A 23,218-nucleotide genomic window follows, 5' to 3' on the forward strand; every position below is an offset into this window, starting at 1 on the left:
AAACTAAAATGAAGTTCAGTATCGGATTGTCCTCGCTGTGCTTGGCAGGAGCGACGTGTCTGGCGCTGACGGCATGTGATCTGCGTGAGCCAGCAGCCACGCCTGCTGCGGCAGCGGATCCGGCCCAGCCGGTGAATGCAGCGCCCACTGCGGGGGCGAACGAGGCCGCGGATTCCGCCGCCAAGGCTCAAGTGGAGGCACAGCTGCTTGCTGGGCTGGATGCAGTGCAGCCGCTGATCAAGTCAAAGGAGGATGCCTATCTGCCTATCGCACCGCTGGCTGACCACCGACTCTTGGTGCACCCAGCTGAAGGCAAGCGTTCCCGCCTTGTGCTCGATGTAAGCAGCCTTTCAGGTCTCACGCTTTCGCCTGTCATCGAGAGTTTCCAAGGTAATGCGACCTGTGAGGCGGATCCGAGCGCCGGCGTTGCAGGACTGCACTGGCAGCTTGATGGGGCACCGATGAACGACGTCGTCGTAGACCGCAAGTATGCCTCGACCATCCGGGTCGATGTCGGTGGCGCCAAACAGCTGGTCATCGAGTCCAGCGACCAGAACGGCGTCATCTGGTGTGACTGGCTTGCAGTCGGTTTCCACGACGTTGTACCCAAGTAAGCGCATCCCAGGAATGTGAGTTGATCCAATGAATGAAAGCCTGACCAGATTCGATAGCGGTACCTTGGTAACATGGAAGCGCCTCGCGCCGCTCACTATTTCGGTTGTCCTATTGTTCTGGGCATATCTGCGCTTCAACAAAGGGTTCGCGGTAGATGATTCCTACATCACCTTCCGCTATGCGCAGAATGCATTGGCCGGTCATGGCTTCGTCTTCAACGTAGGCCAGCACTACTACGGATCAACCGCAACCGGCTACGCCATGCTGCTTGCCGGCATAGTGAAGTTGCTGTCGTTCGTACGCATTCTGGTCGACATCCCGCAGGTATCGACCTTCCTCTCAGCGTTGTCGGTCGCTGGGATCGCCTGGATCGCTGGGCGAGCCTGTCTCTGGAATCGCTCGTTGCTCGGACAGGTCGCTGCGGTTGCAGTAGCGGTGTTCATTGTGGTCCTTCCGCTGTCCAGTTCGGTATCTGGCCATGAGACATATGCCTTCACCGCGGCGCTTGCGGTGGGCAGCTACCTGATCATCATGAGACGCGCGTTGTTTGTAGGGGCACTGATGATGGTGCTCGCGATGACGCTGCGCCCGGACTCGCTGTTATTCGTCATCATCCAGTTCTCAGGCTTGGTCTTCGCCTTTGGCGTTGACCGGACACAGTCCCGCTACACCCTGCGGCAGATCTGCATTGCGGTGGGCATAGTCCTAGTCGGGATGCTGGCGTGGGTGGTGGCGATGAAGCTGTATTACGGCACCTTCTTCCCGGGCACGATGGACGCAAAGAAGGCCCAGGTGCAGATGGGCTATTGGCCGCTGTTCAAGATCAGCACCGTCGTAACGGCGCTCGACCAGCTGTTCGCGGGTCGCTACTGGCTATTGCTGCCGGTGCCCGCACTGGTCGCCGCAGGTGTATTCCTGCGACAGTTGCGCGCGCGCCTGTCAGGTCCGTTGGTCAATCCTTTGATCCTTTACTGCGCGGTCTGGCTCTTGTTCGCACTGGGTGTCGTTTGCGCCTATACCGTGTTCAAGGTGACGTTGTGGACGTGGTACGTCGCGCCGATCGGTTTCGGGCTGTTGCTCTCAGGCGTATACGGCGCCAACTACCTCGCGCAGCAGCGGGTAGCCAGTGCTGCCAGTGTTGGCCAAGTGCCAAGCACGCCTGGAACGTGGGCATCCTTCATCCTCGTTTTCCTGCTGGCTGTCGGCCTGTCGATCACGCCGCGGATTGACCAGCAGGCAAAGACGTTCGCAACCGGCCGAAACGTCAACGGGCACCTGACAAGCTATGACCCGATCATGTATTACCTGAAGAAGCATGAGCCTGCTGGTACGAGCGTGGCCATAGCTGAGCCGGGCACCTTCGGATACAAGCTGGGTCCTGACTACCAGGTGCTGGACGTGCTCGGTCTGGCAAGTCCGGGTGTAGCGAAGGCCCTGCGCGCTGGCGACTTCAACTATACGGTGACAACTTGGAAGCCCAAGTACGTAGTGACGAGTTGGCAAGGCAAGTACAACCCTGACCAGCAGCCCGGCTTCTTTGATCACTACGAACTGGTAGGAGAGTTCCGGGAGCCCTACTGGGATGTGCTGCTGAAGCAAGGCGCCATGCTCTACCGACGTAAGGCCGATGCAACGGCTCACTGATTCAGTGGGGGGCCGGGTTCTTCCACAGCGAGGCCCGGCCATTTTCTCTCGTACGCCCGCCGTAGGATCGGGATGCCGAGCGACATGGTCTCTTTGGCTGCGGCGTCATCGCTCCAGTAAAGTGCGGCATTACGCTCTATGACCGTAGGGATCGGCATGTACCTATCCCTTATATCCCTGTATGCCAGCGCCTTGCTGGAAGAGTGCTCCCTGGTGTACGTCGTGCGCCAGAATTCGGCCTCGACCCAGCCAGCGCCTAATGCAAGCGTAAGCAGAACACCAACGGCTCGCGTGGCCATCGGTCGGTTTCGGCTAGCAAGCGTCAGCCATGCCAGAATCGGAAGTAGCATGGAGATCGCGCCATAGTGCATAGCCAACCCAGGTTGCCAGCCGCCCTGATACTGCGCGCGTCCCCACGCAACGGCGCACAGCTGGAGCATGACGGCGGAGACCAAGAGTGCGCAGACGCGGGCGGCAGGATTTTCTTGCCCACCGCGCAGTCCAGCCAGCACCGCGGCTGCCGCAGCCACGCTGATGATCGCTGCTGCGGCGTACACATTCCAGGCTGGCAGCAGGCTCGCACCGATCAAGCCCGCAAAGAACTGTCCGAACGCAGAGGGAGAGGGGACTGCCTCACCCGCACCGGCCCGTGACCATGAAAACCACAGCAATGCCAGAAGTAGACTGGCCAAGCATAGCGCAGCAGTGAGGTATGGTCCGCGCTGCGTCTTCGTTGCGCGCAGCCATGCCAGCGGGAGCATGAACCCGGCCTGCAAGAGGCCATTCAATCCACACAAGCCGCACGCAATGACTGCCAGAATCGCCACGGCCAGATGCCATGGGCGAACGGTATGACGAACAACTGCCCACGCAAATACGCAGGTAAATAGCGCGCTCGACAGAAACTGCAGGTGAAATCCCCACATGGCGTAACCGGCCATCGGGTTGAAAAGCGCGATGGGAATCATCGCATCCCATACGCTGGTGGATTCGCGGAGATTGCGGGCGACCTGCAGAGTGATGAGGCCGATCGCTGTAGCTACAAGGAGATTGAGGATGACCAGTGATCTGAAGTCGAAATCTGATGCGTTGAGCAGAGCCCACTGCACGGCCTTCTGCAGGGGAATCCTGTGGTCCCCATGCTGCTCCCAGAACCAACCCCACGGAATTCCACGCTGTATCAAGACGGAGGTTACGTAGTACCACTCATCAGCAAAAGGGTAGACCTGCAGGTCCCGGAAATGCCGTGCGATCTGCACAATCGGCAAGGCAAGCAACAACACGTAAGGGAGCCAGCGATACGCAATGTGCCAGTGGAGGGGGGATGACGAGCGGCTTGGAGGCTGTGTCATGGGAAATGGCTGGCGATAGGCCGGCCCAGCATACTACTGGCGGTCAGATTGGATCGTGTTGCCGGGAAAATACGAATCTCGCATCCAACTGATACTTCACGATATATCCGATACACAGACCCACGATCCCACCGATGTAGCGCATTACGTCGCTTTCGAACACAAAATGGAACACGGTCTCCGTTCCCCAGAATATGACCGTGGTTGCCATGCCCATCAATGTGTAAAGAATGAATGTCTTGGCTTCGTGCTTGTGGTCGCGCGAACGATGCTCGAACACAAATCGCTTGTCGAGGACGTATTTGCAGACGAGCCCGGTACCTGTACCAAACGCCATCGAGAGCGCAACTGCCCAAGGCCCTGAATACACGGCGATGACCAAGGCCTGTGAACCAATGTTCACAGCGATCGACAACGCTGCGAATGCTGCGTAGATCGCTACGAGCCTGGTGCGGGTCACAGGCGGACCTTCTGGAAGATCCGCTCGGGGATGTGCTTGATGACCTGCATGATGAGCCACCAGAATCCGGGAAGATAGGCGACAGGGCGTCGCCGGTCGATCGCCTTGACGATTCCCTTTGCAACGTTGTCCGCAGACGCCCAAAGGGGACCCTTCTTGAAGGAGGCAGTCATCGGCGTGTCAACGAAACCTGGCTTGATCGTTAGGACGTTGATGCCTTCGCTCTGCAGGCGTTGCGACAAGCCGCTCATGTACGCGGTGACCGCAGATTTCGCGCTCCCGTAAAGGTAGTTGCTGGCGCGGCCCCTGTCTCCGGCGACAGATGAAATGACCGCGATGGTCGAACCCGCCTGCATTCTGGAAGTCAGCTGGTGTGCAAGTGCAATAGTCGCGGTTCCGTTGACATGGAACTCGCGTAGCGCGACATCGACGTCCGCATCGCAATCTGCTTGTGAGGGAAGCGTTCCGTGCGCGATAAGGGCGACGTCGATCTGCCCTAGGCTCTGCATTGCCTTATCCAGGATCGCAGCATGGGCGCGAATGTCGGCCACATCCAGTACGGAAGAGGTCACCCGAGCTGCGCCACGCGTTGAGAGATCCGCCGCGATGATGTCCAGTTTCGCGCTGCTGCGGCCCACAAGGTGCAGTGCACTGGCGCGTTGTGCATAGCAACGCGAAACGCTTTCAGCAATGGCCGAAGTGGCGCCGATGATCAGGATCTTCTGCATATTTACTCCGTCATGCGTCGCCAGAAATCTGACGAAAATCTAGGGTCCATGTGGCTTTCAAAGGCGCTGAGCGCGTGCCCATATCCTTGCTGGAAAAGCTTGGGCGCCATGCGGGCATCCTTGGCCGGGTACAGGGTTCCACCCGCTTCAGTGACGATATCGTCTAACCTGCTCAGCAACCGGAAGACACTGGGCCCAGTGTTTGGGAAGTCGAGCGCAAGGGTTGTGCCTGGCCGGGGGAAGGAGAGCATCCCGCTGGAACTGATGTCGCCAAACTCCTTGAGTACCGCGAGAAAGGAGCCGTTGCCGCTGTCGGAGATTGCCCGCAGCAAGCTCGCGGTCGCGTCCTTGGCGCAGGTGGGGGGAAGCACGCATTGATGCTGCAGGAACCCTCGTGGTCCGTACATCCGGTTCCAGTTTCCTATTCCATCCAACGGGTAGAAATAGCCCTGGTAATGCTGCTGGCGACGCTGGCGCAGGGCCAACTGCCGCCAATAATAGGCAGTGTTGAACGGCCGCAGGGTGAGCCGGTTCACCAGCGATACCGGTGGCGTGGCAGGGAAGGACAATCGTTGCCGGCCGCCTGGAACCGGTGCTAGAGGATCGCCGGGTGCGTGGTCGCTGCGAATGAAATGCCCGCGACCGAGCCTGCTGCCTTTTGCCAGGCAGTCGATCCACGCGACCGTGTATTCGTGCGTAGAGGCGGATTCTGCAGAAAGTGCGAAGAATTCATCGAGTGAGCCGAAGCGGACTGTTTCTGTGTCGAGCCATGGTCCCGGGACACGTCGTAGCTGAATTTCGCAGCGGGTGATGAGCCCGGTCAGCCCCAGGCCCCCGATAGTGGCACGCAGCCGTTCGCTTCCCGTCCCAGCAGCGAGATGTTCCCTTGATCCATCCGAGCGCAGTAGTTCAACCGAGCGCACGTGGTGCCCGAAGCTGCCTGCTACGTGATGGTTCTTGCCATGCACGTCATTGCCGATGGCCCCGCCCAGCGTGACCCAGCGCGTACCAGGCGTAACGGGGAGAAACCATCCGTGGGGTAGGGCCAGCGAAATGACCTCAGCCAGGGTGACGCCCGCCTCCGCTTCGAGTACGCCAGTGCAAGGGTCAAAGGAAATGAAATGGTCCAAGGCACGGGTGGTCAGCAGACTTCCGCCGGCGTTCAGGCAGCTGTCGCCATAGCTACGGCCGTTGCCACGGGGAAGCGCGGATCCACTGAAATCAGGCAGCGGCGCAAGCCGACCCGCCACGGGCAGGTTGCGCTGTCCGTAGGTGACGGGAAAGCGGCCCCATGAGCTGAACTCGCTGCTCATATGGCGATCAAAAGCGCTAGCAGTCCCAGGGCGCCGACCACTTGGCTTACGCGGTCTGTGGCCGCGAACACGATGGGGTCATCGTGCATGTCGCCACGGTGCGCAACGACCCAGACGCGGCTCACCCAGTACAGCAGAATCGGGCACAGCAGCCACAGCAGCTCCGGCCTGCTGTAGAGCTGGATGCTGGCAGGACTGTTGATGTACAGGGCGAACACCAGCACCGCCAGGTAGCCCGCGCTGGTTCCCATTGACTGGATGAGCGGCAGGTCATTGACACTGTACCCCCGCCCGATAGCGCTTCCCTTGCCACTGCTGAGCGCCGACTCGAGTTCACCATAACGCTTCACCAATGCCAGGCTCAGGAACAGGAACATGGAGAAGGCGAGCAACCAGAACGACATGTCTGCATTGATGGCGACTGTTCCTCCGATGATCCGGACGGTATACAGAGCCGAAAGTAGGACGACATCGATCATGACGATGCGCTTCAGCTTCAACGAATAGCTGAGCGTCATGATGTAGTAGCCCACCAGCACCAAGGCGAACTTCCAGTTGCAGGCCAGTGCAAGTGCGAAACCGCTCAGCGTCAGCAGGGGGGCTGCCAGCAGGCCCTGCAGGATGGGAAGCCGGCCTGCAGCAAAGGGGCGAAGGCGTTTGCGTGCGTGCAATCTGTCGGGGGTGAGATCCAGCAGGTCGTTCAGGACGTAGACGCCCGACGCGCACAGGCCGAATGCAAGGAATGCCACCACGCCTTGGATGATCGCATCAATATCGAAGAAGCGGTGCGCAGTGACGAGCGGAACCAGCACGAGCAGGTTCTTGAGCCATTGATAAATGCGCAGCGCCTTTACCCAGGTCTTCAAGCCTTCCCGTGCGCGTGGCAAGGTGCTGCCCACCGTGGTGACCTTTGCTGCGGCCTCTGCCAGCGAGTCAGCACCATTGACTACGATCGCCGAGGCAGCATGCTTCCAGACCTGCAGGTCAACGCGCCCATTGCCGAGATAGTCAAAGCCCCGCTCACCGAAGCGCTCCACGAGCGCCTCCGCCTTGCGATGCCCGGCCAGGTTACGGTTGCCGTCGCTGCATAGAACCTCTTCGAAGAGCCCAAGGTGTTCTGCAATCGGAGTTACCAGCAATGCATCCGACGCAGTGCAAAGCACGCGGGGCCGTTGTGGGGTGGTCCGCAACAGTTCCAGTACGCGCTCGTCATACGGCAGCGTCTCCGGCGGCAGCGTTGTGCGTTTGGCCAGTTCACGCTTCAGTGCCGCCTTTCCCTTGAGCAGCCAGAGCGGCAGCATGAATACGTAGAGCGGATTCTGTGCGAGCAGAGCGAGCAATGACTCATACAGGACGTCTGAACGCAGCAGCGTTCCATCCAGGTCTACGCAGAGGGGACGACTATTGGTGCTCACGCGACAGCGCTCCCTAGGGGACGGATTGGCTTGGACTGCATAGGTTCCATTTCCGGATGCAAAGGCCATCCAGTATAGCGGCAAGTCCAAAACCTCCCGGCGCACGCGTGCCGGGAGGTTCACGCTGTTTAGAGCGCCTTTTCCAGCTCCGGCAGGATCGCAAACAGATCCCCGACCAGGCCGATATCGGCAATCTCGAAGATCGGCGAATCCGCATCCTTGTTGATCGCCACGATCGTGCCAGCATCCTTGATGCCCGTCAGGTGCTGGATGGCACCGCTGATGCCGACGGCCACATACAGCTCCGGCGAGATGATCTTGCCGGTCTGGCCGACCTGCAGGTCGCTCGGCACATAGCCGGCATCCACGGCGGCGCGCGAGGCACCCACGGCGGCGCCGAGCTTGTCGGCCAGCTGGAAGATCACCTTGAAGTTCTCTTCCGAACCAACACCACGGCCACCGGAGACCACGCGCTTGGCGCTCTGCAGGTCCGGGCGGTCGCTGGCACCGGCGGCCAGGCCGACGAAGCGGGTGTGGGTCGGCAGGGAGGCGTCGACGCTTGCGGCCTCAACCGAGGCGCTGCCGCCTTGGGCGGCTTCCGGCCACGACGCGGCACGCACGGTAGCGACCACGATCTGGTCGGCCGGGACTTCGACAGTGATGATGGCGTTGCCGGCGTAGATCGGGCGCTTGAAGGTGTGGCTGCCTTCGACGGCCATCAGGTCGGAGACCTGGTTGACGCCGAGCAGGGCGGCCACGCACGGCATCAGGTCCTTGCCGAAGGTGGTCGACGGGCCGAATACGTGGGTGTAACCCGTGGCCAGCTGTGCGATCTGCGGGGCCAGTACCTGGGCCAGCGCCTGCGCGTTGGCGGCATTGGCCACGGTCAGGACCTTGGCGACGCCGGCGATCTTGGCCGCTTCAGCCGCTACGGCGGTCGGGTCGGCGGCCAGCACCAGCACGTCGATGCTGGCGCCGGAAATGGCGGCGGCCGCGCTGACGGTCTTGGCGGTGGCGGCGTTGAGCTTGCCGTCGTGGTGCTCGGCGATGACGAGAATTTTGCTCATTACAGCAGCCCCTTCTGCTTCAGTGCGGCAACCAGTTCGGCCGCGTCCTTGACCATCACACCCTTGCTGCGCTTGGACGGCGCGGCGTACTGGGTGGTCTTGAAGGTGTCGGCAGCTTCAACGCCGAGGTCGGCCAGCTGCAGGGTTTCCAGCGGCTTGGCCTTGGCCTTCATGATGTCGGGCAGCTTGATGAAGCGCGGCTCGTTCAGGCGCAGGTCGGTGGTGACCACGGCCGGCAGGTCCACTTCCAGCGTTTCCAAGCCGGCGTCGACCTCGCGGGTCACCATGGCCTTGCCATCGGCAATCTCAAGCTTGCTGGCGAAGGTCGCCTGCGGACGGCCCCAGAGCGTGGCCAGCATCTGGCCGGTCTGGTTGGCGTCATCGTCGATGGCCTGCTTGCCCAGGATCACCAGGTCCGGCTGTTCCTTCTCCACCAGCTTGAGCAGGGTGCGGGCGGCGGTCAGCGGCTGGATGGCCTGATCGGTGACCACATGAATGGCGCGATTGGCGCCCATGGCCAGACCGTTGCGCAGGTGCGCCTGGGCGTCGGCCGGGGCGATGGTGGCCACCACGACTTCGCTGGCGATGCCCTTGTCGCGGAGGCGCAGGGCCTCTTCCAGGGCGATTTCATCGAAGGGATTGGGAGACAGCTTGACGCCATCGGTGACCACGCCGGAGCCGTCCGGCTTGACCTGAATGCGGACGTTGTAGTCCACCACGCGCTTGTACGCGACGAGGATTTTCATCTGGTACGAGATCCTTGTAGTGCCGGTCGCTGGCCGGCTCGCATTTGCTGGAGAACGTCCGGTCCTGCAACAGCAACCGGTTCGGGGGTGGGACCCCGATTCTAGCTGGCTTGGGGCAACCATGCGAATGCGTATGGTCTACTTGTTTCCTGGTGCGATGCAGCAATCCAGTGGGCGCCAGTTCACCTGTGTGATCGCCCGCTACAGGAACTGCGTTGTATCCTTTCAAGTTGCATTGTCGGGGCCACGAGGGCCCTGTCCCGCGAATCATCATCAGGAGAACAGGTAGTGCCCACATGGCTTGTCACCGGCGGCGCCGGATTCATTGGCGGTAACTTCGTTCTCGAGGCCGTCGCACGCGGCGTCAAGGTCATCAACCTCGATGTGCTGACCTACGCCGGCAACCTGAAGACCCTGTCCAGCCTGGACGGCAATCCCAACCACGTGTTCGTGCAGGGCGACATCGGCGACAGTGCGCTGGTTGCCCGCCTGCTGGCCGAGCACCAGCCCGATGCGGTGCTGAACTTCGCGGCCGAAAGCCACGTCGACCGTTCCATCGACGGCCCAGGCGCGTTCATCCAGACCAATGTCGTCGGCACTCTCGGCCTGCTCGAGGCCGTGCGCGATTACTGGAAGGCGCTGCCGGCCGATCAGGGCGCGGCCTTCCGCTTCCTGCATGTCTCCACCGACGAGGTGTACGGCACCCTGGGGGAGACCGGCAAGTTCAGCGAAACCACCCCGTATGCCCCGAACTCGCCGTACTCGGCGTCCAAGGCCGCCTCGGACCACCTGGTGCGTGCGTTCCACCATACCTACGGGCTGCCGGTGCTGACCACCAACTGCTCCAACAACTACGGTCCGTACCACTTCCCGGAGAAGCTGATCCCGCTGGTGATCGCCAAGGCGCTGGCCGGCGAGCCGCTGCCGGTGTACGGCGATGGCAAGCAGGTGCGTGATTGGCTGTTCGTGTCCGACCACTGCGAAGCGATCCGTACCGTGCTGGCCAAGGGCCAGGTCGGCGAGACCTACAACGTCGGCGGCAACTCCGAAAAGCAGAACATCGAAGTGGTGCAGGCGATCTGCGCGCTGCTGGACCAGCGCCGCCCGCGTGCGGACGGCCAGCCGCGCAGCAGCCAGGTCACCTACGTTGCCGACCGCCCGGGCCATGACCGCCGTTACGCGATCGATGCCTCCAAGCTGAAGAACGATCTGGGCTGGGAGCCGGCCTACACCTTTGAACAGGGCATCGGCTTCACCGTCGACTGGTACCTGGACAACCAGGAATGGGTGAACGGCGTGCTCGACGGCAGCTACCGCCTGCAGCGCATCGGCACCGCGGCCTGAACCAAGGACACGACATGACCCAACGCAAGGGCATCATCCTCGCCGGCGGTTCCGGCACCCGGCTGTATCCGATCACCAAGGGCGTCAGCAAGCAGCTGCTGCCGGTGTATGACAAGCCGATGATCTATTACCCGCTCAGCGTGCTGATGCTGGCGGGCATCCGTGAAGTGCTGATCATCAATACCCCGCACGAACAGGCCTTGTTCCAGCAGTTGCTGGGCGATGGCTCGCAGTGGGGCATGGACATCCAGTACGCCGTGCAGCCAAGTCCCGATGGCCTGGCCCAGGCGTACCTGATCGGCCGCGATTTCGTGGCCGGCAAGCCGAGCTGCCTGGTGCTGGGTGACAACATCTTCCACGGCCATGGCCTGCGCGAGGTGCTGCGCAATGCCGATCAGCGCGACCACGGCGCGACGGTGTTCGGCTACTGGGTCAATGATCCGGAGCGCTACGGCGTTGCCGAGTTCGACAAGTCTGGAAAGGTGGTCGACCTGGTGGAGAAGCCGGAGAACCCGCGTTCCAACTATGCCGTGACCGGCCTGTATTTCTACGACGGCAATGCCAGCCACCATGCGGCCGAGCTGAAGCCGTCGCCGCGCGGCGAGCTGGAGATCACTGATCTGAACCAGCGCTACCTGCGTGAAGGCAACCTGCATCTGGAGGCGCTCGGCCGCGGCTACGCGTGGCTGGATACGGGTACCCACCAGTCGCTGCTGGAAGCGTCCAACTTCATCGAGACGATCCAGACCCGCCAGGGCCTGCAGGTCTGCTGCCCCGAGGAAATCGCCTTCGGCCAAGGCTGGATCAGCGCCGAGCAGTTGGAAGCGCTGGCTGCACCGCTGATCAAGAATGGCTACGGCCAGTACCTGCACAAGCTCGCCCTGCGTGGAGTCGTTCCGTGAAAGTGATTGAAACCAAGTTGCCCGGCTGCGTAGTGATCGAGCCGGCCGTGTTCGGCGATGCCCGTGGTTATTTCTTCGAAACCTGGAATGCCGAGCGCTTCGCAGCGCTGGGCCTGCCGGATCGCTTCGTGCAGAGCAATGTTTCCACCTCGGCGCAGGGCGTGCTGCGCGGCCTGCATTACCAGTGGCCGCGCCCGCAGGGCAAGCTGGTCAGCGTGCTGGAAGGCGAGGTCTACGACGTGGCTGTGGACATCCGCCGCGGTTCGCCGACCTTCGGTCAGTGGGAAGCGGTGGTGCTGAGCGCGGAAAACAAGAAGCAGTTCTGGATTCCGGAAGGTTTCGCGCATGGTTTCGCGGTGCTGTCCGAACGCGCGGTGTTCAGTTACCTGTGCACCGAGGTCTACCTCAAGGACTTCGATGCCGGCGTGCGCTGGAATGACGCCGATATCGGCGTGGACTGGCCGGTCAGTGCACCGACGCTGTCGGCCAAGGACGAGAACGCTCCCTTCCTGAAGGACATTGCTGAAGACCGCCTGCCGGTCTACGTACCATGACCGTTCTGGTATTCGGCGGCAACGGCCAAGTCGGCCAGGAGCTGCTGCGCGCGCTGGCACCGCTGGGCAAGGTGGTTGCGACCACCCGCAGCGGCGTCCTGCCCGATGGCAGCGCCTGCGAAACCGCCGATTTCGGCCAGCCTGACAGCCTGCCGGCGCTGCTTGACCGGCTGCAACCGTCGATCGTGGTCAATGCGGCCGCCTACACCGCCGTCGACCGTGCCGAACAGGAGGTCGACGCCGCCTTTGCGGCCAACGCGCAGGCGCCGGGCGTGATCGCGCGCTGGTGTGCGGCGCATGGCGTGCCGTTCGTGCATTACTCCACCGACTATGTGTTCGATGGCCAGGGCACGGCTCCGTACCGCGAGAATGAACCGACCGCGCCGCTGGGGGTCTATGGCACCAGCAAGCGTGATGGCGAAGACGCCGTGCGCGCTGCCGGCGGCCGTCATCTGATCTTCCGCACTGCATGGGTGTATGCCTCGCACGGCGCAAACTTCCTGCGCACGATGCTGCGGGTGGGCGCTGAGCGCGATCAGCTGCGTGTGGTGGCCGACCAGATCGGCACGCCGACGCCGGCGGCAATGATCGCGGATGTCACCGTGCAGGCGCTGCAGCATCCGGGCGCGCTGTCGGGAACGTGGCATCTGACGGCGTCGGGCCAGACCAGCTGGCATGGTTTTGCCGAAGCGATTTTCGCCGAAGCACTGGCGACGGGCGTGCTGGCCAAGGTGCCGTCGGTTGAAGCCATCCCCAGTTCCGAATACCCGACCCCGGCCAAGCGTCCCGCATGGTCGGTGCTCGACAACCGCGAGCTGCAGCAGGACTTTGGCATCGCGCTGCCAACGTGGCAGGACGGCCTGAAGCGGGTCATGGCTGAGATTGCCTGACCCGGTAGGCGACGTGCCGACCAACGGTCGGCACCCACCGCAGGGCGTAGGGTCAACTCCGCCCGTACGTATCCTCGAACCGCACGATGTCATCCTCGCCGAGGTAACTGCCGGACTGCACCTCGATCAGTTCCAGCGGCAGCTTGCCGGGGTTGCGCAGGCGATGGGTCACCCCCAGCGGGATGTAGGTGCTCTGGTTTTCGCTCAGCAGGATCACCTCGTCGCCACGGGTGACTTCGGCGGTGCCGCTGACCACGATCCAGTGCTCGGCACGGTGGTGGTGCATCTGCAGGCTCAGCGTACCGCTGGGCTTGACCGTGATCCGCTTGACCTGGAAACGCTCGCCGTTGTCGATTGAATCGTAGGCTCCCCACGGGCGGTAGACCTTGCGGTGCCAGGTCGCTTCGCTGCGGCCGTCAGCCTTCAGCTTCGCCACCACCGTCTTGACCTCCTGCATGCGGTCGGCCTTGCCGACCAGCACCGCGTCGTCGGTCTCGACCACGATCACATCATCCAGCCCGACCATCGCCACCAGGCGTTGGCCGTAGGCATAGGTGTTGCGGCAGTCGATGGCGATCACATCACCCTGGTGCGCATTGCCATCGCCGTCCTGCTGCGATACATCGCGCAGTGCGGTCCAGGAGCCGACATCGTTCCAGCCTGCATCCAGCGGCACCACTACTGCATCGGCGGTCTTTTCCATCACGGCGTAATCGATCGAATCGGACGGCACGGCAGTGAACGCGTCCCTGTCCAACCGGGTGAAATCGGCATCGCGGCGTGCGCTCTGCCATGCGTCGCGGCAGGCCGACAACATGGCCGGCTGCAGGCGTTCCAGCTCCTGCAGGTAACGCGAGGCCTTGAACAGGAACATGCCGCTGTTCCAGTAGTACTGGCCGCTGGCCACGTAGCCGGTGGCGGTGTCCAGATCGGGCTTTTCGACGAAACGCTCAACCGCGCGCACGCCTTGGCCGTCGGCGGCTTTGATGTAGCCGTAGCCGGTTTCTGGGCCGGTCGGCACGATACCGAAGGTGACCAGCTTGCCGGCTTCAGCGGCGCCGGCAGCAGCCTGCACCGCAGCGCGGAACGCGGCTTCGTCGGTGATCACGTGGTCGGAGGGCAGTACCAGCAGCAGTGCATCGTTGCCATCGCGGGTCGCCTCAAGCGCGGCAACGGCAATGGCCGGGGCGGTGTTGCGGCCGACCGGCTCAAGAATGATCGCCGCGGGCTCGGCGCCGACCTGCTGCAGTTGTTCGGCCGCAACGAAGCGATGTTCCTCATTGGCAATGACCAGCGGGCCACGGCTGGCAATGGGCGCCACGCGCCGCCAGGTCGCCTGCAGCATCGTCAGCTCACCGGCCAAGGGCAGGAACTGCTTGGGATACGCTTCGCGCGAGAGCGGCCACAGACGGGTGCCGGAACCACCGGAGAGGATCACGGGCTGGACGGTGTTCATCGGAACATCTCCGCTCAGGCCTTCAACAGCGTGGCGATTTCATCGGTGCGTGCCTGCATCAGCGCCGCATCCCCACGCGATTCAACGTTCAAGCGCAGCAGCGGCTCGGTGTTGGAACTGCGCAGGTTGAAGCGCCAGTCGCCGAAGTCGGCACTGATGCCATCGGTATGGTCCAGCGCCGGCGACTGCGCGGCGAAGTGTTCCATCACGCGGGCCACGGACGCCTTCGCATCGCTGACCTTGAAGTTGATTTCGCCGCTGCACGGATAGGCGGCCATGCGGTCTTCAACCCAGTCGGCCAGCGAACGGCCGCTTTCGGAAATGAGCTGGGCGATCAGCAGCCAGGGGATCATGCCCGAGTCGGCATAGGCGAATTCGCGGAAGTAGTGATGGGCACTCATTTCGCCGCCATACACCGCGTCCTCTGCGCGCATCTTCTCCTTGATGAAGGCATGGCCGCTCTTGCACAGCACCGGCACACCACCCGCCTGTTCGACCATCTCCACGGTATTCCAGACCAAGCGTGGGTCATGCACGATCTTGCCACCCGGGTTACGGTCCAGCGCCGCCTTGGCCAGCAGGCCGACGAGGTAATAGCCCTCGATGAAGCGCCCGCTGTGGTCGAAGAAGAAGCAGCGGTCGAAATCGCCATCCCAGGCAATGCCGAAGTCGGCGCCGTGCTCGCGGACCGCCTCGGCCGTGGCGGCGCGGTTCTCCTGCAGCAGCGGATTGGGAATGCCGTTGGGGAAGCTGCCATCGGGTTCGTGGCAGATGCGGATGAACTCGAACGGCAGGTGCGGTGAGAGCAGGTCGACGATGGCGCCGGCGCCCCCATTGCCTGCGTTGACCACCAGCTTGAGGGGCTTGAGCTTGGTGCTGTCCACATAGGACAGCAGATGCTGGATGTAGGCGCTCTTGTCGTGCTCGCTGCGTTGGCCTGCGGTCGGCGGCTGCGGTGTTGCGCTGTCGGCTGCCACGGCATCGGAGATCGCGAACAGGCCGGTATCGGAACTGATCGGCCGGGCGTTCTCCTTGACCAGCTTCATGCCGTTGTAGTCCATCGGGTTGTGGCTGGCGGTAACCATCACACCGCCCGCTGCAGCGCGATGGTCGGTCTGGAAATAGACTTCCTCGGTGCCGCACAGGCCGATGTCGATCACTTCCCGGCCCGCGCCGCGCAGGCCGGCTGCCAGGGCATCCTGCAGCGCCGGACTGGTCAGGCGGACGTCGTGCCCCACCACCACTGGCCCGGGTGACAACTGATCGGCCAAGGCCACGCCGATCCGGCGGGCGAGGTCTTCGTTCAGTTCTTCCGGCACGCGGCCGCGGATGTCATAAGCCTTGAAGGCGGGCAGGGGCATCGCTGGAATCCTTTGTCAGATCAGTTGGCTAGTGTAATCCCAGCCTTGTATGGGAATCGTTTCCATAGCCCGAACGCTGCCTGACCGCCGAAGTGGTCACGTGCGGGTGGCCCTGCGTCTGCCTGCCGCGCGTTTGGCCGGCGCGCCGGGCAGGGGAGACAGCAGGGCCTCAAGGTCGGCTGCGTCGAAACGTGGGCCTGTGCCGCCACTGCCCTCCAGGATCGCGTCGGCCAGGTCGGCCTTGCGCTGCTGCAGCTCGGCGATCCGTTCCTCGACGCTGCCGGCGGTGATCAGCTTGTAGACGAACACCGGCTGGTCCTGGCCGATGCGATGGGCACGGTCGGTGGCCTGGTTCTCGGCGGCCGGATTCCACCAGGGATCGAAGTGGATGACGGTGTCGGCAGCGGTCAGGTTCAGGCCCACGCCACCGGCCTTCAGGCTGATCAGGAACACGGGAACCTCGCCCTGCATGAAGCGCTGCACGGGCGTGACCCGGTCCTGGGTATCGCCGGTGAGCTGCACGTAGGGCAGGCTGAGTTCCCGCAGGGCCTGGCCGATCAACGCCAGCATGCCGGTGAACTGCGAGAACAGCAGGATGCGCCGCCCTTCCTCGACCATGGCAGGCAGCATCTCGCGCAGCAGGTCCAGCTTGGCCGAACCGGCAGCGCGCGCGGGTGTCTCGCCTGGCAGCAGGCGCGGATCGCAGCAGACCTGGCGCAGCTTCAGCAACGCGTCCAGTACCACGATGTGATTGCGCGCCAGCCCGCTGCCGTTGATCGCATCGCGGACCTGCTTTTCCATCGCCACGCGCACGGCTTCGTACAGATCGCGCTGGGCGCCTTCCATTGCCACGGTGCGGGTGATGACCGTCTTCGGTGGAAGCTCGGAAGCGACCTGGTCCTTGCGCCGGCGCAGGATGAAAGGTCGCAGCCGCTGGGCCAGCAGCTGAGCACGCCGCTGGTCGCTGCCGCGTTCGATGGGATGGCGCCAGTGCTGGTTGAACTGTTTTTCGCTGCCGAGCAGGCCGGGCAGCAGGAAGTCGAACTGCGTCCACAGCTCGCCCAGATGGTTCTCCAGCGGGGTACCGGTCAGGCACAGCCGATGCCGCGCCTGCAGCGTGCGCAGCGTGGCCGCCGCGCGCGACTTGGGATTCTTCACCTGCTGTGCCTCATCCAGGATCAGCAGATGGTAGGAATGCGCCTGCAGCGCCGGTTCGTCGCGCCACAGCAGGGGATAGGTGGTGAGTATCAGATCATGGGCGGCAATGGCGTCGAACTGCGTGTCACGTGCGGGGCCGTGCAGGGTCAGTACACGCAGATCCGGGGTGAAGCGCGCCGCTTCGCTCTGCCAGTTGTGCAGCAATGAGGTTGGCACGACCACCAGCGCCGGCTTGTCCAGGCGGCCACTCTGCTTTTCAAGCAGCAGATGGGCCAGGGTCTGCAGTGTCTTGCCCAGGCCCATGTCATCGGCCAGCACGCCGCCCAGGCCCTGCTGGCGCAGGTACTGCAGCCAGGACAGGCCTTCAAGCTGGTAGCTGCGCAGCGTCGCGCGCAAACCCTGGGGCGCTGGGACAGCGCTCATCGCCGGGGCGTCCAGCAGGCGCTGCACGCGTGCACGGGTATCGTTGCTGCTGTGCAGCCGTAACTGCGCAGCGTCCTGCAGGGCCTGCAGGCGGCCGCGATCATGCGCCTGCAGGCGCAGCGGTTGCCCACGGTCGCCGAACAGATCCGCAAGCAGCGCGATCACCGGCTTCAGCCGCGCTGCCCGCAGGGCCAGACGTTCATTGTCTGCCGTCGTCAGCAATACGTTCTCGTCATCGCCAATCGCGTCCAGCTGGCCGCGCAGCCAGCGCGGATCGGACTGCAGTACGCCCTGCAGCAGCGGAACCAGCGCAATGCTGCGGCCATCGACGTCGATGGTCAGGGCCAGGTCGAGCTCGTTGCTGTCGGCGGACACCGACCGGACATCCAGGTCGATGTCCTCCACCCGGGTGATGCGGTGGCGGAAGGCGTCGTCAGTCTCGATCTTCCAGCCCAGCGCTTCCAGCCGCAGCACATCCTCCAGCAGGAAGCGGGTCCAGTCGAAACTGCGCAGCTCGAACAACGGGCCGCCGCCGTCCAGCGCGATGCGCGGTTGCCGCTCGCGGTGCAGGTGGACGCTGTGCAGTTCAGCCTCGCGCCGTGCCTCCCCGGCCAGGTCACGCGGCAGCAGGTAGAGCTGGCCCTCGGCGTCATGCACGAACAGCGACGGATCGTCGAGAAAACGCACGTGTTCGTCGTACTCGAACGCGACGGTGGCGACGTCGAGCCATTGCGAGGGGTCACGTTCGGTGAGCCAGGCAGGTCGGTATTCCATGCTGTGCAGATGCAGGATCGGTGTCATCGCCTGGATCTGCAGGGTAGGCAGTATCGGATCGGCGGCCGCACGCAGCGAACCCGGTTCACCCTCCAGTGAGTTCTGCAGTGCGGCCAGCAACACCGCGGCGACATGCTCGCAGTGCGTGCCAGCCGGGCAGGTGCAGCGACTCTGCAGGGGGCTGTGCGGGGTGCGTGCGCTGGCATCCAGGTCGATCGCCACCTGCCAGCCCTCGACCTGGGCGGTCAGCAGCGGTGACCGGTAGCGCAGCTCGCGCACTGCCGACACGTGGTGGTTGCCCTTTTCCAGCGTCCCGGCATCCAGCCAGCGGGACAGTTCCCCTCCGGTGAATACTTCGGCCATGCGTCGTCCTGTCCTCTCCATCTACAGCACGCGTTGCCAAGGGCACCGCAAGCGGGAAAGGGAACATTCTACGGATTGGCAGCCCGGCATGCCGGTTCATGCTGCGGCGCATCCCAGCCGGTAACGGGTGTGCCGCTAGAATGGCGGCATTCTCACCGGGTAGGGCAGTAGAGATGCAGCAATCAACTTCCAGCGGCACGCGCAGCAAGCGTTTCGCCTCTGCGGCGCAGGCCCTGCAGGGCGTGGTCGCCGATGGCCAGACCCTGGCCGTGGGGGGCTTCGGCCTGTGCGGCATCCCCGAGGCACTGATCGCCGCGTTGCGCGACAGTGGCGCCAAGGGCCTGACCGTGATCTCCAACAACGCCGGCGTCGATGGCTTCGGCCTGGGCCAGCTGCTGGAAACCCGGCAGATCAGCAAGATGATTTCGTCGTACGTGGGCGAGAACAAGGAATTCGAACGGCAGTTCCTGGCCGGCGAGCTGGAGCTGGAATTCAATCCGCAGGGCACCCTGGCCGAGCGCCTGCGTGCCGGCGGGGCGGGTATCCCGGCGTTCTTCACCGCCACCGGTTACGGCACCGTGGTCGCCGAGGGCAAGGAAACCCGCGAGTTCGATGGCAAGCACTATGTGATGGAAACCGCGCTGCGCGCCGACGTTGCCCTGGTCAAGGCCTGGAAAGCCGACGAGGCCGGCAACCTGGTGTTCCGCAAGACCGCGCGCAACTTCAACCCGGCCTGTGCAATGGCCGGCAAGGTCTGCATCGTGGAAGTGGAGGAGGTGGTGCCGGTCGGCAGCATCGATCCGGACCAAGTGCACCTGCCGGGCATCTACGTGCACCGCATCGTGCACAACCCCACCCCTGAAAAACGTATCGAACAGCGCACCATCCGTGCGGAGGGCAACTGACATGGCATGGACCCGCGATGAGATGGCCGCGCGCGCTGCGCGTGAACTGACCGATGGCGCCTACGTGAACCTGGGCATCGGCCTGCCGACGATGGTGGCCAACCACATTCCCGAAGGCGTGGACGTGTGGCTGCAGTCGGAAAACGGCCTGCTGGGCATCGGTCCGTTCCCCACCGAGGCCGAGGTGGACGCCGACCTGATCAATGCCGGCAAGCAGACCGTCACCGCACGTGCGGGCGCCAGCTACTTCGGCAGCCATGACAGCTTTGCGATGATCCGCGGTGGCCACGTCAACCTGGCCATCCTCGGTGCGATGCAGGTGACCGACAAAGGCGACCTGGCCAACTGGATGGTGCCCGGCAAGATGGTCAAGGGCATGGGCGGTGCGATGGACCTGGTGGCCGGCGTGCAGCGCGTGGTGGTGCTGATGGAGCACACCGCCAGGAACGGCGAACACAAGATCCTGGCCGAATGCACGCTGCCGCTGACCGGTGTGGGCGTGGTCGACCGCATCATCACCGACCTGGCGGTATTCGATGTGACCGATGACGGCCTGGTGCTGGTGGAGACTGCGGCGGGTGTGGGCGAGGATGAGTTGAAGGAAAAGACCGGCGTCGCGTTCAAGCGCCGCTGAGCATCCACGGGGCGGCATGTCGCTGCCCCATCTCCTGAATCTCCCATGCTATTCCCCCACGATCTGCCTGATGCTGACGTCCGACATCTGCCGGGCTGGTTGCCAGCGGCTGACGCCGATGCACTGCAGCGTGTATTGGCGCAGGCAATCCCCTGGGAAACCCACCGCATCCGCATGTTCGGCAACTGGGTGGATTCACCGCGGTTGAGCTGCTGGATCGGCGATCCGCAGGCGCGCTATCGCTATTCAGGTACCGAGTTCGTGCCGCATCCGTGGCCGCCAGGGCTGTCCGCGCTGCGCGACCGGCTACAGGCCGAGGGCGTCGGTCGATTCAACAGCGTACTGCTCAACCGCTATCGCGGCGGCGCCGACTACATGGGCTGGCACAGCGATGACGAGCCCGAGCTGGGGCCGGCGCCGCTGATCGCTTCGTTGAGCCTCGGCGCAGCGCGGAGGTTCCTGCTGCGCCGCCGCGATGACACCACGCGCAAGGCGGAATTCCTGCTCGGTCATAGCGACCTGCTGCTGATGGGCGGCGCCACCCAGCGCCACTACCAGCACGCGCTGCCGAAGATGGCGCGGGTGCAGGGCGAACGCATCAACCTGACGTTCCGCTGGATCCATCCGCGTTGACCGGGGTTCGCCGGGCATGGCCCGGCGCTACCAGGAACAGGTGGCGGTAGCGCCGGGCCATGCCCGGCGTGCGAAACGGGCAGCCTCAGCGCTTCAGCGCCTGCTTGTCATTCTGCCCGCTGGTCAGCGTCCAGCCCACCACGTCCTGCGCCACCTGCTGCAGGCCACGCTCGAACGCCGCTGCCACTGCCGACACATCGGTGCTGCCCACCGGCTGCAGCTGGCGGAAGGTGCGGTCGGCGACCACGCGCTGGTTGGTGACGTCGATCAGCTTGGCGTTGATCTCGATGACGACCGTCGGCGTTGCCTGGCCCTGGTAATCCGATTCGAAGCGACGGATGTCGGTGGACAGCTTGTAGTCGGCGCGGATGCCGGCGGCAACGCGGGCCACGCCGTGGATGCGGCCGGAATCCTCGAAGCCACGCAGCAGGGTGTCTTCGATCATGTCGGTGGCCGGCTGCGCCCAGCTGGCGCCCTTGTAGATCTCCAGCTCCGACGGCGTCGGCCGTACGTTGATGCGCGGGCTGTCGACCATGCGCGCGGCGCTGGGCTTGGCCAGCACCAGCTGCCAGTCGGCCTGCGGCCAGCTGGGGTCGACCTTGACCTGCACGGCCGGCGAATACAGGGTGACGGGGTTCTTGTCGCCGCTGCCGAGGATCGAGCAGCCACCCAGCAGGGTGGCCAGCGACGCTGCCAGCAACAGGCGCGGAAGGGTGGTCGGGCTCATTTGGGTTCGAACTCCTTCGGGGCGTCGCGGCCGAGCAGGTAGCGTGCGGGATTGTTCTCGAGGCGGTCGCTGACCCGGCGCAGGTCGCGGATCAGGCCACGCAGTTCACCCAGGGTCGGGCCGAGCTGGCCCAGGCCGTCATTGGCGAAGCTGTTGATGGCGGCGCGGTTCTCGCCAAGGATCGAATCGGCATTGCCGGCCGCCGAATCAAGCTTGGCCAAGGTGGCGTCGAGCTTGTCGATGATGCCCGGCAGCTGCTGCACCAGGTTCTTGTCCAGGCGCTCGATGGTGCCGTTGGTGGTCTTCAGGGTGGCGTCCAGGCTGCGCGCGGCATCGCGCGCGCTGAGCAGCAGCGACTGCGTGCCCTGGTCACGGTCGGCCAGGCCGCCACTGATGGTTTCCAGGTTGGCCAGGGTGGCGTTGATCGAGGCGACGTTGCGGTCGCTGAGGATCTGGTCCATGCGCTCGACGATGCGGTTGGCCACGTCGGTGATGTTCTGCAGCGCCGACGGCGTGGTCGGGATGATCGGTGCCGGGTCCTTGTTGACCGTGGTCAGCGCCGGCGACTGCGGCGTGCCGCCGCTGAGCTGGATGATCGACGGGCCGGTCAGGCTGGTGATCGCCAGCTTGGCGCGGGTATCGGTCTTGACCGGCGTGGTCGAGTTCAGGCGGATGCGTGCGACCACCTGGCGCGGGTCATCCGGTACCAGGTTCAGTTCGGTGATCGAGCCCACCGCGATGCCGTTGTACTGCACCGGGCTGCCGACCGACAGGCCGGTCACCGCTTCGCGGAACACCACCCGGTACTCCTGCCAGGTGCGGTCGGAGGAGTACTTGGCGGCCCACAGGCCGAAGGCCAGCAGGGCCAGGCCGGTGATCAGGGTGAACGCGCCGATCAGCACGTAGTTGGCTTTTGTTTCCATGGCTCAGGCACTCTCGATCTGTTCGCCACGCGCAGCGCGCGCGCGGGGTCCGTGGAAGTATTCCTGGATCCACGGATGATCCAGTCTCTCGATTTCCGGCAGCGGCGCATTGGCCACCACCTTGCGGTCGGCGATGACCGCCACCCGGTCGCAGATCGCATACAGCGTGTCCAGGTCGTGGGTGATCAGGAACACGGTCAGCCCCAGCGCCTCCTGCAGCGTCTTGATCAGGCGATCGAACGCCGCCGCACCGATCGGGTCCAGGCCGGCGGTGGGCTCATCCAGGAACAGCAGCGGTGGATCCAGCGCCAGCGCACGTGCCAGGCCGGCGCGCTTGCGCATGCCGCCGGACAGCTGCGAGGGCAGCTTGTTGATGGCATCGGCGGGCAGGCCGGCCAGTTTCACCTTCAGCAGTGCCAGTTCGTAATGCCAGCGCTCGGGCAGTTCGCGGTGGTGTTCCTTCAGTGGCACCTGCACATTCTCGCCGACGGTCAGCGACGAGAACAGGGCGCCGTCCTGGAACAGCACGCCGGTGTTGCGCTCGATATGCAGGCGGCTCTCGGGATCGTCGGCGCGCGCATCGCGGCCGAGCACCTCGATCTGCCCTTCATCCGGCACGCGCAGCCCGAGGATCGAGCGCATCAGCACCGATTTGCCGGTACCCGAGCCGCCCACCACGCCAAGGATCTCGCCACGGCGCACGTCCAGGTCCAGCCCTTCATGCACGGTCTGGCTGCCAAAGCGGTTGACCAGCCCGCGCACGCGGATGGCCAGGTCGTGGCCGGCGTCGTCCTGCATGGGCACGTCTTCGGGGGTCGGATGCGTAGTCAT

22 protein-coding genes are annotated in these 23,218 nt (G+C 64.0%); 9 read left to right on the forward strand and 13 right to left on the reverse strand.

The window, feature by feature from the left end; all coding sequences use genetic code 11:
- Positions 1–8 precede the first annotated feature (8 nt).
- Positions 9–614, forward strand: a complete 606-nt coding sequence (locus J2X70_RS11495) for a hypothetical protein (RefSeq protein WP_309910416.1) — start codon at positions 9–11, stop codon at positions 612–614.
- 28 nt (positions 615–642) lie between these two features.
- A complete protein-coding gene (locus J2X70_RS11500; protein WP_309910418.1) occupies positions 643–2,259 on the forward strand; it encodes a hypothetical protein in 1,617 nt (538 codons plus the stop codon).
- Here the strand turns inward: J2X70_RS11500 and J2X70_RS11505 are convergent.
- From J2X70_RS11505 to J2X70_RS11535, 7 genes are all read right to left on the reverse strand, one after another.
- Complete coding sequence (locus J2X70_RS11505) at positions 2,253–3,542, reverse strand: hypothetical protein (protein ID WP_309910420.1); 1,290 nt, start codon at positions 3,540–3,542, stop codon at positions 2,253–2,255. The genes J2X70_RS11500 and J2X70_RS11505 overlap by 7 nt on opposite strands.
- A gap of 112 nt (positions 3,543–3,654) precedes the next feature.
- Positions 3,655–4,071: a GtrA family protein gene (locus J2X70_RS11510; RefSeq protein WP_309910422.1), complete on the reverse strand. Its 417-nt coding sequence runs from the start codon at positions 4,069–4,071 to the stop codon at positions 3,655–3,657.
- Complete coding sequence (locus J2X70_RS11515) at positions 4,068–4,799, reverse strand: SDR family oxidoreductase (protein WP_309910424.1); 732 nt, start codon at positions 4,797–4,799, stop codon at positions 4,068–4,070. Before J2X70_RS11515 ends, J2X70_RS11510 begins: the two co-directional genes overlap by 4 nt.
- 2 nt (positions 4,800–4,801) lie before the next feature.
- Positions 4,802–6,112 (reverse strand): FAD-binding oxidoreductase, encoded by a 1,311-nt coding sequence (locus J2X70_RS11520; protein ID WP_309910426.1) that lies wholly within the window; start codon positions 6,110–6,112, stop codon positions 4,802–4,804.
- Positions 6,109–7,527: a UbiA family prenyltransferase gene (locus J2X70_RS11525; RefSeq protein ID WP_309910428.1), complete on the reverse strand. Its 1,419-nt coding sequence runs from the start codon at positions 7,525–7,527 to the stop codon at positions 6,109–6,111. Before J2X70_RS11525 ends, J2X70_RS11520 begins: the two co-directional genes overlap by 4 nt.
- A 128-nt stretch (positions 7,528–7,655) precedes the next feature.
- Positions 7,656–8,594: an electron transfer flavoprotein subunit alpha/FixB family protein gene (locus J2X70_RS11530; protein ID WP_309910430.1), complete on the reverse strand. Its 939-nt coding sequence runs from the start codon at positions 8,592–8,594 to the stop codon at positions 7,656–7,658.
- Positions 8,594–9,340, reverse strand: coding sequence for an electron transfer flavoprotein subunit beta/FixA family protein (locus J2X70_RS11535; protein ID WP_025878476.1), 747 nt, complete (start codon positions 9,338–9,340; stop codon positions 8,594–8,596). The genes J2X70_RS11530 and J2X70_RS11535 overlap by 1 nt, the downstream gene beginning before the upstream one ends.
- Before the next feature lie 288 nt (positions 9,341–9,628).
- Here J2X70_RS11535 and rfbB point away from each other — a divergent pair, with 288 nt between their 5' ends.
- The 4 genes from rfbB to rfbD are packed head-to-tail and all read left to right on the forward strand — an operon-like array spanning position 9,629 to position 13,030.
- Positions 9,629–10,684 carry a dTDP-glucose 4,6-dehydratase gene (gene rfbB, locus J2X70_RS11540; protein ID WP_309910432.1) on the forward strand — a complete coding sequence of 352 codons (1,056 nt, stop codon included), beginning with the start codon at positions 9,629–9,631 and terminating at the stop codon, positions 10,682–10,684.
- A gap of 14 nt (positions 10,685–10,698) precedes the next feature.
- Positions 10,699–11,586 carry a glucose-1-phosphate thymidylyltransferase RfbA gene (rfbA, locus tag J2X70_RS11545; RefSeq protein WP_025878478.1) on the forward strand — a complete coding sequence of 296 codons (888 nt, stop codon included), beginning with the start codon at positions 10,699–10,701 and terminating at the stop codon, positions 11,584–11,586.
- Positions 11,583–12,140: a dTDP-4-dehydrorhamnose 3,5-epimerase gene (rfbC, locus tag J2X70_RS11550; RefSeq protein WP_025878479.1), complete on the forward strand. Its 558-nt coding sequence runs from the start codon at positions 11,583–11,585 to the stop codon at positions 12,138–12,140. The genes rfbA and rfbC overlap by 4 nt, the downstream gene beginning before the upstream one ends.
- Complete coding sequence (gene rfbD, locus J2X70_RS11555; RefSeq protein WP_309910434.1) at positions 12,137–13,030, forward strand: dTDP-4-dehydrorhamnose reductase; 894 nt, start codon at positions 12,137–12,139, stop codon at positions 13,028–13,030. Before rfbC ends, rfbD begins: the two co-directional genes overlap by 4 nt.
- A gap of 52 nt (positions 13,031–13,082) precedes the next feature.
- Here rfbD and J2X70_RS11560 read toward each other — a convergent pair whose 3' ends face one another.
- The 3 genes from J2X70_RS11560 to J2X70_RS11570 form a co-directional block, all read right to left on the reverse strand.
- Positions 13,083–14,486, reverse strand: coding sequence for a mannose-1-phosphate guanylyltransferase/mannose-6-phosphate isomerase (locus J2X70_RS11560; protein WP_309910436.1), 1,404 nt, complete (start codon positions 14,484–14,486; stop codon positions 13,083–13,085).
- A gap of 14 nt (positions 14,487–14,500) precedes the next feature.
- Positions 14,501–15,847 carry a phosphomannomutase gene (locus J2X70_RS11565; protein WP_080150057.1) on the reverse strand — a complete coding sequence of 449 codons (1,347 nt, stop codon included), beginning with the start codon at positions 15,845–15,847 and terminating at the stop codon, positions 14,501–14,503.
- 96 nt (positions 15,848–15,943) lie between these two features.
- Positions 15,944–18,565, reverse strand: a complete 2,622-nt coding sequence (locus J2X70_RS11570; RefSeq protein ID WP_309910438.1) for a DEAD/DEAH box helicase — start codon at positions 18,563–18,565, stop codon at positions 15,944–15,946.
- 173 nt (positions 18,566–18,738) lie between these two features.
- On the opposite strand from J2X70_RS11570, the gene J2X70_RS11575 reads away from it, so the two are divergent.
- Genes J2X70_RS11575 through J2X70_RS11585 form a run of 3 tightly spaced genes read left to right on the forward strand, consistent with a single transcriptional unit; the run spans position 18,739 to position 20,737 of the window.
- Positions 18,739–19,470, forward strand: a complete 732-nt coding sequence (locus J2X70_RS11575) for a CoA transferase subunit A (RefSeq protein WP_025878484.1) — start codon at positions 18,739–18,741, stop codon at positions 19,468–19,470.
- Between the two features lies 1 nt (position 19,471).
- Positions 19,472–20,104, forward strand: coding sequence for a CoA transferase subunit B (locus J2X70_RS11580; protein ID WP_309910441.1), 633 nt, complete (start codon positions 19,472–19,474; stop codon positions 20,102–20,104).
- Positions 20,105–20,149: 45 nt separating this feature from the next.
- Entirely contained in the window at positions 20,150–20,737 is a 588-nt protein-coding gene (locus J2X70_RS11585; RefSeq protein WP_309910443.1) for an alpha-ketoglutarate-dependent dioxygenase AlkB, read from the forward strand.
- Between the two features lie 85 nt (positions 20,738–20,822).
- Here J2X70_RS11585 and J2X70_RS11590 read toward each other — a convergent pair whose 3' ends face one another.
- The 3 genes from J2X70_RS11590 to J2X70_RS11600 are packed head-to-tail and all read right to left on the reverse strand — an operon-like array spanning position 20,823 to position 23,218.
- Entirely contained in the window at positions 20,823–21,464 is a 642-nt protein-coding gene (locus tag J2X70_RS11590) for an ABC-type transport auxiliary lipoprotein family protein (RefSeq protein ID WP_033830299.1), read from the reverse strand.
- Positions 21,461–22,387 (reverse strand): MlaD family protein, encoded by a 927-nt coding sequence (locus J2X70_RS11595; RefSeq protein ID WP_025878489.1) that lies wholly within the window; start codon positions 22,385–22,387, stop codon positions 21,461–21,463. The genes J2X70_RS11590 and J2X70_RS11595 overlap by 4 nt, the downstream gene beginning before the upstream one ends.
- Positions 22,388–22,390: 3 nt before the next feature.
- A complete protein-coding gene (locus J2X70_RS11600) occupies positions 22,391–23,218 on the reverse strand; it encodes an ABC transporter ATP-binding protein (protein ID WP_025878490.1) in 828 nt (275 codons plus the stop codon).

Source organism: Stenotrophomonas sp. 1337 (genome assembly GCF_031455455.1).
GTDB lineage: Bacteria > Pseudomonadota > Gammaproteobacteria > Xanthomonadales > Xanthomonadaceae > Stenotrophomonas > Stenotrophomonas indicatrix.